General features: G+C 71.2%; 9 protein-coding genes and 3 tRNA genes. 5 read left to right on the forward strand and 7 right to left on the reverse strand.

The window, feature by feature from the left end; all coding sequences use genetic code 11:
• Window positions 1-147 precede the first annotated feature (147 nt).
• From ACVCAG_RS06905 to ACVCAG_RS06920, 4 genes are all read right to left on the reverse strand, one after another.
• A tRNA-Val gene (locus tag ACVCAG_RS06905) sits at window positions 148-222 on the reverse strand.
• 17 nt (window positions 223-239) lie between these two features.
• Window positions 240-310 (reverse strand) — tRNA-Cys (locus ACVCAG_RS06910).
• Between the two features lie 27 nt (window positions 311-337).
• Window positions 338-409: transfer RNA gene (locus ACVCAG_RS06915), tRNA-Gly, on the reverse strand.
• Between the two features lie 155 nt (window positions 410-564).
• Entirely contained in the window at window positions 565-1,227 is a 663-nt protein-coding gene (locus ACVCAG_RS06920) for an amino acid-binding protein (protein WP_440082530.1), read from the reverse strand.
• A gap of 91 nt (window positions 1,228-1,318) precedes the next feature.
• Here ACVCAG_RS06920 and dusB point away from each other — a divergent pair, with 91 nt between their 5' ends.
• The 4 genes from dusB to ACVCAG_RS06940 all read left to right on the forward strand — a co-directional run bounded on the left by dusB (window position 1,319) and on the right by ACVCAG_RS06940 (window position 6,904).
• Window positions 1,319-2,440, forward strand: coding sequence for a tRNA dihydrouridine synthase DusB (gene dusB / locus ACVCAG_RS06925; RefSeq protein ID WP_440082531.1), 1,122 nt, complete (start codon window positions 1,319-1,321; stop codon window positions 2,438-2,440).
• A gap of 200 nt (window positions 2,441-2,640) precedes the next feature.
• Window positions 2,641-4,611, forward strand: coding sequence for a TRAP transporter permease (locus ACVCAG_RS06930; RefSeq protein ID WP_447189598.1), 1,971 nt, complete (start codon window positions 2,641-2,643; stop codon window positions 4,609-4,611).
• Window positions 4,608-5,579: a TAXI family TRAP transporter solute-binding subunit gene (locus ACVCAG_RS06935; protein ID WP_447189599.1), complete on the forward strand. Its 972-nt coding sequence runs from the start codon at window positions 4,608-4,610 to the stop codon at window positions 5,577-5,579. Before ACVCAG_RS06930 ends, ACVCAG_RS06935 begins: the two co-directional genes overlap by 4 nt.
• A 260-nt stretch (window positions 5,580-5,839) precedes the next feature.
• A complete protein-coding gene (locus ACVCAG_RS06940) occupies window positions 5,840-6,904 on the forward strand; it encodes a sulfite oxidase (protein WP_447189600.1) in 1,065 nt (354 codons plus the stop codon).
• A gap of 48 nt (window positions 6,905-6,952) precedes the next feature.
• Here ACVCAG_RS06940 and ACVCAG_RS06945 read toward each other — a convergent pair whose 3' ends face one another.
• Window positions 6,953-9,205 (reverse strand): excinuclease ABC subunit UvrA, encoded by a 2,253-nt coding sequence (locus ACVCAG_RS06945; RefSeq protein ID WP_440082535.1) that lies wholly within the window; start codon window positions 9,203-9,205, stop codon window positions 6,953-6,955.
• Between the two features lie 63 nt (window positions 9,206-9,268).
• Here ACVCAG_RS06945 and ACVCAG_RS06950 point away from each other — a divergent pair, with 63 nt between their 5' ends.
• Window positions 9,269-10,231 carry a WYL domain-containing protein gene (locus ACVCAG_RS06950; protein WP_440082569.1) on the forward strand — a complete coding sequence of 321 codons (963 nt, stop codon included), beginning with the start codon at window positions 9,269-9,271 and terminating at the stop codon, window positions 10,229-10,231.
• On the opposite strand, the gene ACVCAG_RS06955 is transcribed toward ACVCAG_RS06950, so the two are convergent.
• Both ACVCAG_RS06955 and ACVCAG_RS06960 read right to left on the reverse strand, forming a co-directional pair.
• Window positions 10,198-10,716, reverse strand: a complete 519-nt coding sequence (locus ACVCAG_RS06955; RefSeq protein WP_440082536.1) for a DUF2087 domain-containing protein — start codon at window positions 10,714-10,716, stop codon at window positions 10,198-10,200. The genes ACVCAG_RS06950 and ACVCAG_RS06955 overlap by 34 nt on opposite strands.
• A 60-nt stretch (window positions 10,717-10,776) precedes the next feature.
• Window positions 10,777-13,269, reverse strand: a complete 2,493-nt coding sequence (locus ACVCAG_RS06960; RefSeq protein WP_440082537.1) for a DUF3516 domain-containing protein — start codon at window positions 13,267-13,269, stop codon at window positions 10,777-10,779.
• Window positions 13,270-13,292: the final 23 nt, after the last annotated feature.

The following is a 13,292-nucleotide window of genomic DNA, read 5'->3' on the forward strand; positions in this document are numbered from 1 at the left end:
CCGAAGACGCCCGCGATCGGATGACCTCTACCCGCCGGACCGCCGGGGCGGGTGGAGGTCACGATCATCGCGGAGCGGCGTGCTCCCGATCTCATGGCCGACAACCCGGGAAACAGCAAACCCCAGGCCGCTGGCCTGGGGAAACTGTGGTGGACGATACAGGGATTGAACCTGTGACCCCTTCCGTGTCAGGGAAGTGCTCTCCCGCTGAGCTAATCGTCCGCATGGGGAAGGACCAGAGGTGGAGACGGGATTTGAACCCGTGTAGACGGCTTTGCAGGCCGTTGCCTCGCCTCTCGGCCACTCCACCGAGTGGGGGGCACATGCCCCTTTTCCGAGCGGAAGACGGGATTCGAACCCGCGACCCTCACCTTGGCAAGGTGATGCTCTACCACTGAGCCACTTCCGCGTGTTTCCCCCGGGTTTCCCACCCGGTGGCGACGAGAGAACTCTAGCGGGTTTTCCCGGCGGTTGCGTAACCGTGCGTTCAGCCGGCGGACCCACTGGCCGCCCGCGCGGACCCGCCCGCGGCCGTCCGTGCGGAGGGTCCGGCCAGGTGATCGTTCAGCCGTCCTGCTCGGGTGGGCGGCGCAGCTGGCGGGCGACGACGCGCTCCACGGCGGGCAGGGTGAGGAAGATCTCCAGGATGCGGGTGAGGCGGTGCACCTCGATGCGGTGGAAGGCGGGACCGTCGGCGCGGGCCAGCAGGAAGGTCAGGGCCAGCGGGGGCAGCGGGGCGGCGATCACGTGCAGGCCGGAGTCGAGGGTGAAGGCCGCCGGGCGGATGGGCGTCTCGTCGGGGAAGGGCACCTGCTCGGGGGCGCGCCAGCTGGAGTGGACGAGCGTGCGGGGGCTCTTCTCGGTCGCCGCCGCCGCCCAGTCGGCGCTGAACAGTACGGGCATGGAGTCGAGCAGGGTGGCCAGGGCGCGGTCGCCCGCGGTGGTGATGTACTTGAGGATCTCCAGCTCCGGGTAGGTTCCCGGCGCCTCGCGCGTGCCCCAGACGCCCTCGATCGTCACCCCGGGCACGCTCTCCAGCCCCTCGACCAGGCTCTCCCTGGGAGCGGAGTCGGGCCAGTAGACGGTGATGTCGTCCAGCGCCCGGCCCTCGCCGCGGTCGAGGACGACCACCTGGGTGATGTCCGCGCCCGCGACACCGAGGACACGGGTCACCTTCCCCAGGGAGCCCGGCTGGTCGGGCAGTGCGATCCGCAGTCGCAGTAGCATCCGCGGCCTCCCGTGTCACGTTGATCTACGCCAGAGACACCATACCCAGCGATGATTCGTCCTGCTCGTCGCGGTGCGGTAGAAAAGCCAGGTGGAGTCGTTGAAGCTGGGATCGCTGGAGGTATGGCCGCCGGTCGTCCTCGCCCCGATGGCCGGGATCACCAACGCGCCGTTCCGTACCCTGTGCCGGGAGCAGGGCGGCGGCTTGTTCGTCTGCGAGATGATCACGACGCGGGCGCTGGTGGAGCGCAATCCCAAGACCTTCAAGATGATCAGGTTCGAGCCCGAGGAGAACCCCCGCAGCATCCAGCTGTACGGGATCGACCCGGTGACCGTCGGCAGGGCCGTCCGCATGATCGCCGAGGAGGACCTGGCCGACCACGTCGACCTCAACTTCGGCTGCCCGGTGCCCAAGGTCACCCGCAAGGGCGGCGGCTCCGCGCTGCCGTACAAGCGGAACCTGTTCCGGGCGATCCTGCGCGAGGCCGTGCGCAACGCGGGGACGCTGCCGGTGACCGTGAAGATGCGCAAGGGCATCGACGACGACCACCTGACCTACCTGGACGCCGGGCGGATCGCCGTCGAGGAGGGCGTCTCCGCGATCGCGCTGCACGGCCGCACCGCGATCCAGCACTACGGCGGCACCGCCGACTGGGAGGCGATCGCGCGGCTCAAGGAGAGCGTGACGGAGATCCCGGTGCTGGGAAACGGCGACATCTGGAGCGCCGCCGACGCGCGCCGCATGATGGACGAGACCGGGTGCGACGGGGTCGTCGTGGGCCGGGGCTGCCTGGGGCGCCCGTGGCTGTTCGCGGACCTGGCGGCCATGTGCGAGGGCGGCGACGAGCGGAGCCGTCCCCTGCTGGGCGAGGTCGCCGCGACCATGGACCGGCACGCCACCCTGATGGCCGAGTGCTTCGAGAGCGAGCGGCACGCGGTGGTCGACTTCCGCAAGCACGTCGGCTGGTATCTCAAGGGCTTCACCGTCGGCGCCGAGCTCCGCCGCCGCCTGGCCACCGCGGAGAGCCTGGCCGTCCTGCGGGAAGGGCTCGCCGAGCTCGACGCCGCCCAGCCGTGGCCCGACGGCGTGGACACCCCCCGGGGCAAGACCAACCCGCGCGACCGCGTCCACCTGCCCGCCGGATGGCTGGACGACCCCTACGATCTCGCGGTTCCCAGCGCGGACGCCGAGAACGACACCTCGGGCGGCTGACGGCACCGGGGCGGCCGCTCTCGGCCGCTCGGTTCTCGGTCTTTCTCTCTGGACATTTCACTCTCTTCGTACGTTCCGTGCGGCCCGATGCCTTCCGCACGGCAGGTGTGACGCGAATGTGACCGCGCCCTGACGGACGGGCGTCAGTGATCTATGTAATGTGCGGTCAAAGGTCGCGGCTCACACGTGGAGACGGCGGTTTGACAGGCACCACATCGGCGGGATCGGCGGGATCGGCGGGCGACACGACAACGGGCGCCGCGTCGGCGGACGAGTTGATCGCGGAGTTCGACGCGGAACGGCCCGCCCGGCGGCTGTCGGGCTGGGTGGCCGGGGCCGTCACGCTGGTCGCCCTCGGGCTGTCGCTGTACGTCCTGTACCGGGCCTTCCGGCCCGCCTCCGTGCTCCCGTACCGGATGATCTTCCTCGCGGTCGTGCTGCCGCTCACCTTCGTCTGTTACAAGCCGGGGCGGCGGGGCACCGACCGGCCGGGCGTCGTGGACTGGGTTCTGGCCCTGCTCGCGCTGGTGGCCTGCCTCTACCCGCTGGTGGTCTTCGACGACTTCATCCGGCGCGCCTTCGAGCCGACGGCACTCGACGTGGCGGCCGGGGCGGTCATCGTGCTGCTGGTCCTGGAGGCCTGCCGCCGCACCGTCGGATGGATACTGCCCGCGGTCTGCGTCGCGTTCGCCCTCTACGCCTACTACGGCGGCTACCTGCCCTTCGACTGGGTCATCGGGCACCGCGGCTACGACATCGACCGGATCGTCGTCTCGTTCGTGATGGGCACCGACGGCGTGTACGGGGTGCCGCTCGACGTCGCGGCCACCTACATCATCCTGTTCACCGTCTACGGAGCGGTCCTCGACCACTCCGGGGCGGGGAAGTTCTTCGTGGACGTCTCCCTGGCCGCGTTCCGCCGCTCGCGCTCCGCGCCGGGCCGTACGGTCACCCTCGCCGGGTTCCTGCTCGGCACGGTGAGCGGCTCCGGCGTCGCGACGACGGTGAGCGTCGGCAGCGTCGCCTGGCCGATCCTGCGCAGGGCGGGATACCCGCCCGAGCAGGGCGGGGGAGTGCTCGCCGCGGCGGGCATCGGGGCGATCCTGTCGCCTCCCACGCTCGGCGCGGCGGCGTTCATCATCGCCGAGTACATGCGGGTCAGCTACCTCACGGTGCTGCTCTACGCCACCGTCCCCACGATCCTGTACTACCTGGGCATCTTCCTCGCCATCGAGATCGACGCCCGTACATACGGGACGCGGGCCGTCGAGGTGGACGCGCCGAGGTTCTGGCCGCTGGTCAGGCGGTTCGGCTACCACTTCAGCTCGCTCTTCGTGATCGTCGTCCTGATGGCGCTGGGCCAGTCGCCGTTCCGCGCCGTGGTGTACGCCACGCTGCTGGCGGCCGCGCTCTCCTTCCTCGACAGGGAGCACGCCCTCACCCCGCGCAGGGCGGCGAGGGCCCTGGCGGCGGGGACGACCGGGGTGCTGCCGGTCGCGGCGACCTGCGCCGCCGCCGGGCTCATCGTCGCCGTCGTCACGCTCACCGGTCTCGGCCTCAAGGCGAGCTCGCTGATCGTCGGGGCCTCGGGCGGGATCCTGGCCGTCACCGCGCTGCTGTGCGCGGTCGCGGTGCTCGTGCTCGGCCTCGCCGTGCCGGTGACCGCGTCGTTCGTCATCGCGGCGGTCATCATCGGGCCCGCGCTGACGGATCTCGGCGTCAGCCAGGCCGAGGCGTACATGTTCATCTTCTACTACGCCGTGCTGTCGGAGGTCAGCCCGCCCACGGCGCTGTCGGCCTTCGCGGCGTCGGCCATCACCGGTGGCAACGCCTACCGGACCATGATGGCGACCTGGAAGTACACGCTTCCCGCGTTCCTGGTGCCGTTCGCCTTCGTGCTGACCCCCGGCGGAGCCGGGCTGCTGGCCCAGGGCACGATCGGGGAGATCCTGGCGGCCACCGGGGTCTCGGCGCTCGCGGTCGCCGCGCTGGCCGCCGCCACCGGCGGGCGGCTGCTCGGCCGGGCCGGGCCCGTCGAGCGGGTGCTGTGCGCGGTGGCGGCGGTGCTGCTGCTGTTCCTGTCGCCGCTGCCCGTCCTCGCCGGGGCGGGTCTCCTGATCGTGGCCGTCTCCCTCCATCTGGTGATGCGCAAACGAGAGGCAGTTCATTGACCGTCAAACGCGTGGCCGTCCTGCTGGCGGCGGGAGTCCTGTTCCTCGCCGGGTGCGGCGGCGACCGGTCGGCCGAGCAGGGCGCGGGCCAGAGCGGCGCCGCGGGCAAGCGGCTGTCGATCGCCACCGGTAACACCACCGGCGTCTACTACGTCCTCGGCGGGGGGCTGGCCGACCAGATCGGCAAGAACCTCCCCGGCTACCAGGCCACGGCCGAGGCGACCGGCGCCTCGGTGGAGAACATCCAGCGGGTCGTCAGGGGCGACTCCGACATCGCCTTCACCCTGGCCGACTCCGCCGCCGACGCCGTCGCGGGCAAGGGCGCGTTCACCGCGCCCCAGCCGATCCGCGCCGTCGCCCGCCTGTACGACAACTACACCCAGGTGGTCGCCACCGCCGGCTCCGGGGTGAAGTCCGTCGCCGACCTCAAGGGCAAGCGGGTCTCCACCGGCTCGCCCAACTCCGGCACCGAGGTGATCGCGCTGCGCCTGCTGAAGGCCGCCGGTCTCGACCCGGACAAGGACGTCACCCGGCAGTCACTGGGCCTGCCCGAGAGCGTGCAGGCCGTCAAGGACGGCGACCTCGACGCGCTGGTCTGGTCGGGCGGGCTGCCCACACCGGGCCTCACCGACCTGCTGACCTCGCTCAAGGACAAGGTCGTCTTCGTCCCGCTGGACGGGGTGCTGCCCGCGATGCAGGCCGAGCACGGCCAGGTGTACGCCGCGGGCACGATCGCCAAGGACGTCTACGAGACCCCGGCCGACGTGTCCACGATCTCGGTGCCCAACCTGCTCGTCGTGAACGAGAAGATGGACCCCGCCCTGGCCGGGAGCCTGACGAAGCTGCTCTTCGACCGCAAGGCGGATCTGGAGAAGGTCCACCCCGCGGCCAAGGACATCACCCGCGACAACGCCCAGAAGACCGAGCCGGTGCCCCTGCACGACGGTGCGAAGAAGTACTACGGCTGACGGGTTCCCGGGTTCCCGGTTTCCCGGTTCCCCACGGCCTCCGGGGGCGGAGCCAGGGGAGAGACGACCCGAGGAGGCGGTGCGGCCGGCCCGGGGCGGGCCTCGCGCGTCGCCCGGCGCCGCGTGCGGTGCGTGCCGTGTCGTGCCGTGCGCGGCGTCCGTGAGCTCCAAGTTTGCCTCCCGTCTCGGGCGGGGGCCGTGTCGGGCCCCCGTCCCCGGGTATTCCGAAGCGTGTGAACATGTGGGGCAAGAGAGATGACATGGTGGTCCACGGGACCGATCCGTACAACGCCGAGCCCCCGCCGGGCGCCCTGGCCGATCAGATCCTCACCCCGCTCGACACCTTCTACAGCCGCAACCACGGTCCCGTCCCCGACCTGGACCCGGGGTCCTGGCGCCTGGCCGTGGACGGCCTGGTCGAGCGCCCGCTGACGCTGTCCCTGGAGGACCTGCGCTCCGGGTTCCCCGAGATCAGCCTGGTGGCGACCCTGCAGTGCGCGGGCAACCGGCGGGCCGGTCTGATCGAGGTGCGCGACATTCCCGGTGAGGATCCCTGGGGGGCCGGCGCCACCTCCACCGCCCGCTGGAGCGGCGTCGGCCTGGCCGGGGTCCTCGCCCGCGCCGGACTGCTCCCCGAGGCCGCGCACATCGCCTTCGCCGCTCCCGACGTCTCCCGGCTCGCCGATCCGGCCCAGCCCTACGGCGGCTCGATACCCGTGGCCAAGGCCGCCGGCGGGGACGTCCTGCTGGCCTGGGCCATGAACGACCGGCCGCTGCCCCCGGCCCACGGCGCCCCGCTCCGTGTCGTCGTCCCCGGCTGGGTCGGCGCCCGCAGCGTCAAATGGCTCCAGCGCGTCACCGCGCGGGAGGACCCCTCGGACAACTACTTCCAGGCCACCGCCTACCGCCTCCTGCCCCCCGAGGCCGACCCCGCCAAGGCGGGACCCGGTGACGGCATCTCCCTGGGACCCGTCGTCCTCAACACCGCCATCCTGAGCCCCGCCGACGGCGCCCGCCCGCGGCCGGGCCTCACGCGCGTCACCGGCTACGCCTACGCCGGGGACGGCCGTACCGTCTCCCGCGTCGACGTCTCCCTCGACGGGGGCGACAGCTGGGTCCAGGCGGATCTCGGCGAGCAGGCGGGCCCCTGGGCGTGGCGGCACTGGCACACCACCGCCGAACTGGGGGAGGGCGAGACCGTGATCACCGCCCGCGCCTGGGACAGCTGCGGGGCCACCCAGCCGGAGTCGGCCCGGCACGTGTGGAATCCCAAGGGGTACGCCAACACCTCGTGGTCCCGCGTCCGCGTCACCTGCGTCCCCTGAGGAGACGCCGAGGGGACGCCGAGGGGACGCCGAGGGGACGCCGCCCCGCTACGGGCGGGCCAGGTCGCGGCGGAGGTGCTCGGCGGTGAAGGATCCCCGCGCGTCGAGGAGCCGCAGCGGCGTGCCCTCGAAGACCACGGTGCCGCCCCGGTCGCCGCCGTCGGGGCCGAGGTCGACGATCCAGTCGGCTTTCTTGATCACGTCGATGTTGTGCTCGATGACGATGACCGTGTTGCCGCCGTCCACCAGGTTTTCCATGATCTCGATCAGGTGCTCGACGTCCGACATGTGCAGCCCGGTCGTCGGCTCGTCCATCACGTAGACGCCGCCCTTCTCGTGGAGCTCCCCCGCCAGCTTGATCCGCTGGCACTCGCCCCCCGACAGGCTGCTGAGCGGCTGGCCGAGGCCGAGGTAACCGAGGCCGACCTCCCGCAGCGTCCGCAGCGCGCGCAGCGGTTTCGGCTCGACGAAGAACTCCGCGGCCTCGTCGACCGTCATCTCCAGCACGTCGGAGATCGACCTGCCGCGCAGCGTGTGCCGCAGGACCTCGGGCCGGAACCGCCGCCCCCGGCACACCTCGCACCTGGACGTGATCCCGTCCATGAACGCCAGGTCGGTGTGGATGACCCCGAGGCCCTGGCACTCCGGGCAGGCGCCCTTGGAGTTGAAGCTGAACAGGGCGGGCCTCACCCCGTTCGCGGCGGCGAAGAGCCCGCGGATCTCGTCCATCAGCCCGGTGTAGGTGGCCGGGTTGGACCGGATCGAGGTGCCGGCCGCCGCCTGGTCGATCACCACCGCCTCCGGGTGCCGGGCCAGGAGCGCCTCGTTGACCAGGGTGCTCTTGCCCGACCCCGCGACCCCGGTGACCACGGTGAGCACCCCGGTGGGGAAGGACACCGTGACGTTCCTGAGGTTGCGCGCGGTGGCCCCGGTGACGGTCAGCGCGCCGGTCGGCTCCCTGAACGACGCCTTGAGCGGCGGGTTGTGGCGCAGGTGCCGCCCGGTGAGGGTACGGGCCCGCCGCAGGCCCTCGACGCCGCCCTCGTAGACGATCTCGCCGCCGTTCGTCCCGGCGCGGGGCCCGACGTCCACCACGTGGTCGGCGATCTCGATGACGTCGCGGTCGTGCTCGACGACGAGCACGGTGTTGCCCTTGTCCCGCAGCTCGCGCAGCAGCTCGTTCATGCGCGTCACGTCGCGCGGGTGCAGCCCGACGGTCGGCTCGTCGAAGATGTACGTCATGTCGGTCAGGCTGCTGCCCAGGTGCCTGACCATCTTGATCCGCTGCGACTCCCCGCCGGAGAGGGTGGGCGTCGGCCGGTCCAGGCTGAGATAGCCGAGGCCGATGGTGACCAGGTGCCGCAGCCGGGTCAGGATCGCCGGGACCATCGTCGCCGCGACCGGGGCGTCGATTCCGGCGACCACGTCCACCAGGTGCCGGACCTCCATCGCGGCCAGCTCGGCGATGTTGCGCCCGCCGATCCGGCAGGCCAGCGCGGCCTGGTTGAGCCTCGCCCCCGCGCACAGCGGGCAGGGCCGCGCCGAGGCGAACGCCGCCATCGCCTCCCGGCCCGCCCTGCCCTCGACATCCCGCCTGACGTGGAGCCGGTCGAACCTCTCGGCCACGCCCTCGTACCTCTGCGGCACCGTCCCGCCCCGCTCCTCGAAGGTGACGTCGGCCTCGCTCCCGTACAGCAGCGTGTCCCACTCGGCGTCGGTGTAGTCGGCCAGCGGCCTGTCGTTGTCGAACAGCCCCGAATGGGCGTAGATCTTCCAGTGCCAGTTGCCGACCCGGAAGCCCGGCAGCAGGATCGCGCCCTCGTTGAGCGACTTCGACCGGTCGAAGGCCAGGTCCACGTCCAGGGTGACCTTCCGGCCCACGCCCTCGCACTCCGGGCACATCCCGGCCGGGTCGTTGAAGGAGAACGCGTTGGAGTAACCGGCGGACGGCGTGCCGGCGCGCGAGTAGAGGAGCCTCAGCAGCGGGTTGATGTCGGTGACGGTGCCGACGGTGGAGCGCGAGTTGCCGCCCAGCCGCCGCTGGCCGACGACGACGGCCGCCGAGAGGTTGCCGATGGCGTCGGCGTCCGGCCGGCCGTGGTGGGGCAGGCGGTTGCGGGCGAACGAGGTGAAGGTCTCGTTGAGCTGGCGCTGCGACTCCGCGGCGATCGTGTCGAAGACGATGGACGACTTGCCCGACCCCGAGACGCCCGTGAAGACCGTGATCCGCTTCTTGGGGATCCTCAACGAGACGTTCTTGAGGTTGTTCTCCCGGGCGCCCGTTATCTCGATGTGGCTCATGCCGAGCACGTTAGCCACGGTTTAGGTCAGATCCTGGCCGCGATGGGTGGCATCGTGGACGGCATGGCGGACACCACGGGACGGGTGCTGAGACTGCTGTCGCTGCTGCAGGCGCACCGGGAGTGGCCGGGGCCCGAGCTCGCCGAGCGGCTGGAGGTCAGCCCGCGCACGCTCAGGCGCGACATCGACCGCCTGCGCGAGCTGGGCTACCCGGTGCGCGCGACCACCGGCCCGGCCGGGGGATACCGGCTGGAGGCGGGCACCGCCATGCCGCCGCTGCTCCTCGACGACGAGGAGGCCGTCGCCATCGCGGTGGGCCTGCGCACGGCGGCGAGCGGCACGGTGGCCGGGATCGGGGAGACCTCGGCCCGCGCGCTGGCGAAGCTGGAACAGGTCCTGCCCTCCCGGCTGCGCCTGCGCGTGCACACCCTGCAGACGCAGACGCAGCCGGTGGCGCCGATCGGGGCGGCCCCCACCGTGGAGGCGGCCACCCTCGCGCTGCTGGCCCAGACCTGCCGGGACCGAGAGCGGATCCGCTTCGGCTACCGCAGCCGTGACGGCCGGGAGAGCGGCCGGGTCGCCGACCCGTACCGGCTGGCCTGCACCGGACGGCGCTGGTATCTGGTGGCGTGGGACACCGGCAGGCAGGACTGGCGGACCTACCGGGTGGACCGGCTGGCCTCCCCGCTGGGCACCGGCGTGCGCTTCCCGCCGCGCGAGCCGCCCCCCGGCTACGTCGAGGAGTCGATCGTCGCCCCCCTCAGCCGCCACCGGGCGGTGGTCGTCGTGCACGCGCCCCTGGCCGTGGTCGCCGAACGCTTCTCCGGGCCCGACTGGGTGCTGGAGGAGCTGGACGGGCGCAGCTGCCTGCTGCGCACCGGCGGCGACTCGCTGGAGTGGCTGGCGCTCACCGTCGGGCAGCTCGGCCTGGACTTCACCGTACGGGAGCCGCCCGAGCTGATCGACCACATCCGGACGCTGGCCGCCCGCCTTCAGGCCTCGACGGAGCCGCCGCTGCGCCAGTAGACGTTGTTCTCCCTGCTGAGCATGCCCTCGTCGACGAGATAGCGGCGCAGCGCCGCGTAGTCGTCGTGGAAGGCGCGCAACGCGACGTTGACCTCCTTCTCGGAGTAGCGGACCCCGGGCTCGAAGACCTGGACCACGTAGTCGAGCACGACCAGCTGCTTGTCGCGCTTGGTGGGGATCGCCCGCAGCCGTCCCTCGACGAGGAAGGACTGCAGCACCCTCTCCTCGGGGGAGACCGGGGTGGCGGGCCTGGCGGTGGCGTGCAGCAGCTCACGGAAGCGCTCGCGCCGGACCTCCCACTCGCCGCCCTCTCCCCGCACAGCGAGCCCGCCGCGTTCCAAGCGGTCCAGCGCGCGCCTGACCGCCTCCCTGTCGAGGCCGGACTCCTCCTCCGGCTTGCCGCCCAGCACCAGGGCGGCCAGCACCTTCAACGTGTCTTCCTGGTACAGCAGGCCCAGCACCTGCCTGATCGCGTCGTCGCTCATCTCGCCATTCTTGTCGGTCCCGTTTGATGTTTCCGCACCGGAGGATGGCGGACGAGGTCGTCAGAGGCGGTTCAGGCCGATGACGTGGACCACCGCGCGACCCTCCTCGTCGGAGGCGGCGAGGTCGACCTGGGCGTCGATGCCCCAGTCACCGTCGCCCGCCGGATCGGAGACGACCTGGCGGACCCGCCAGAACTCCTTCTCCTCCTCGATGCGCAGCAGGCCGGGGCCGCGGGCGTCCGGGCCGGTGCCGATCTCCTCGTGGTCGTCGTAGTAGGCGTCGAGCGCGGCGCCCCAGTCGACGTCGGGGGCGAGCTGCTCCAGCTCCTGCTCGTTCTCCACGGAGGCGAGCTCGATCAGGCGGAACATCGCGTTGCGGACCAGCACGCGGAACGCGCGGGTGTTGGCGGTGACCGGCCTGGTGTTCTCCTCCAGCGAGGGCGCCTCCACCTCCCCGGTCGGGTTCTGCAGCTGCTCCCACTCGTCCAGGAGGCTGGAGTCGACCTGGCGGACCAGCTCGCCGAGCCATTCGATGAGGTCGACCAGGTCCTCGGTCTTGAGGTGCTCGGGGATGGTCCGCGACAGGGTGCGGTAGGCGTCGGCGAGATAGCGCAGCACGGTGCCCTCGGAGCGGGTCAGCTCGTAGAACTGCACGTAGTCGGCGAAGGTCATCGCCCGCTCGTACATGTCGCGGATGACGCTCTTGGGGCTGACCGTGTAGTCGCCCACCCAGGGGTGGCCGCGCCGGTAGGTCTCGTACGCGCCCAGCAGCATGTCGGCCAGCGGCATGGGGTACGTGATGTCGTTGAGGAGCTCCATCCGCTCCTCGTACTCGATGCCGTCGGCCTTCATCAGCGCCACCGCCTCGCCGCGCGCCTTCTTGAGCTGCGCCGACAGGATCTGGCGGGGGTCGTCGAGGATGGACTCGATGATCGAGACCATGTCCAGGGCGTAGTTGGGCGACTCCATGTCGAGGAGTTCGAGGGTGGCCAGCGCGAAGGTGGACAGCGCCTGGTTCAGCGCGAAGTCCTCCTGCAGGTCGACGGTGAGGCGGGCCATCCGGCCGTGGTCGTCGGGCTCGCTCAGCTTCTCCACCACGCCTCCGGCCAGCAGCGACCGGTAGATCGCGATGGCCTGGCTGATGTGCCGCCGCTGCCACTTGCGGTCCTCGTGGTTGTCGGTGAGCAGGTGGCGCATCGCCGCGTAGCAGTCGCCGGGCCGGTTGATCACCGCGAGGAGCATGGCGTTGCTGACCTTGAACCGGGAGTTCAGCGGCTCCGGCTCGGCGGCCTGCAGCTTCTCGAAGGTCTCCTCGCTCCAGCCGACGAAACCCTCCGGCGGCTTCTTGCGGGCGAACCCGCGCCGTCTCTTGGGATCGTCGCCGATCTTGGCCAGGGCCTTCTCGTTCTCCACGACGTGGTCGGGGGCCTGGCAGACGACGTAGCCGATGGTGTCGAACCCGGCCCGGCCGGCCCGCCCGGCGATCTGGTGGAACTCGCGGGCGCGCAGCCGCCGAACCTTGTTGCCGTCGTACTTCGACAGCGCGGTGAACAGCACGGTCCTGATCGGGACGTTGACGCCGACGCCGAGCGTGTCGGTGCCGCAGATGACCTTCAGCAGGCCCGCCTGGGCGAGGCGTTCCACCAGGCGGCGGTACTTCGGGAGCATCCCGGCGTGGTGCACGCCGATGCCGTGCCGCACCAGGCGGGAGAGCGCCTTGCCGAACCGGGTGGTGAACCGGAAGTGGCCGATCATGGAGGCGATCGCCTCCTTCTCGGCCTTGGTCGACATGTTGATGCTCATCAGCGCCTGCGCCCGCTCCATGGCCGAGGCCTGGGTGAAGTGGACGACGTAGACGGGGTACTGGTTGGTGGTGAGCATCTCCTCCAGCGTCTCGTGGAGGGGGGTGAGCCGGTAGGAGTAGACGAGCGGGACCGGGCGCTCGGCGTTCTTCACCACCGCGGTGGGTCTGCCGGTGCGCCGGGTGAGGTCCTCCTCGAACCTGGTGACGTCTCCCAGGGTCGCCGACATCAGGATGAACTGGACGTTCGGCAGCTCCAGGAGCGGCACCTGCCAGGCCCAGCCGCGGTCGGGCTCGGAGTAGAAGTGGAACTCGTCCATCACCACCTGGCCGATGTCGGCCGCGGCGCCGTCGCGCAGCGCGACGTTGGCGAGGATCTCCGCGGTGCAGCAGATGATCGGCGCCCCGGGGTTCACGCTCGCGTCGCCGGTCATCATCCCGACGTTCTCGGTGCCGAACACCGCGCACAGGTCGAAGAACTTCTCCGACACCAGCGCCTTGATCGGCGCGGTGTAGAAGGTGCGAACGTCCCTGGTCAGCGCGGTGAAATGGGCTCCGGCGGCGACCAGGCTCTTGCCCGAGCCGGTCGGGGTGGCGAGGATCAGGTTGTTTCCCGACACCACCTCGATGAGAGCCTCCTCCTGCGCCGGGTAGAGGGTCAGTCCCCGCTCGGAGTTCCATTCGACGAAGGCGTCGAAGATGGCGTCGGGGTCGGCGTCGATCTCTTCTGGCAGGCGGTCTACGAGGCTCACGGTTCAATACTGCCGAAGAACTT

The organism is Streptosporangium sp. G12, assembly GCF_052983175.1.

Excerpts from the sequence above, each read along its gene's own strand:
- ACVCAG_RS06920 (WP_440082530.1), bottom strand. The coding sequence starts at position 1,227 with ATGCTACTGCGACTGCGGATCGCACTGCCCGACCAGCCGGGCTCCCTG.
- ACVCAG_RS06940 (WP_447189600.1), top strand. The coding sequence starts at position 5,840 with ATGGTGGTCCACGGGACCGATCCGTACAACGCCGAGCCCCCGCCGGGC.
- ACVCAG_RS06945 (WP_440082535.1), bottom strand. The coding sequence starts at position 9,205 with ATGAGCCACATCGAGATAACGGGCGCCCGGGAGAACAACCTCAAGAAC.
- ACVCAG_RS06950 (WP_440082569.1), top strand. The coding sequence starts at position 9,269 with ATGGCGGACACCACGGGACGGGTGCTGAGACTGCTGTCGCTGCTGCAG.
- ACVCAG_RS06955 (WP_440082536.1), bottom strand. The coding sequence starts at position 10,716 with ATGAGCGACGACGCGATCAGGCAGGTGCTGGGCCTGCTGTACCAGGAA.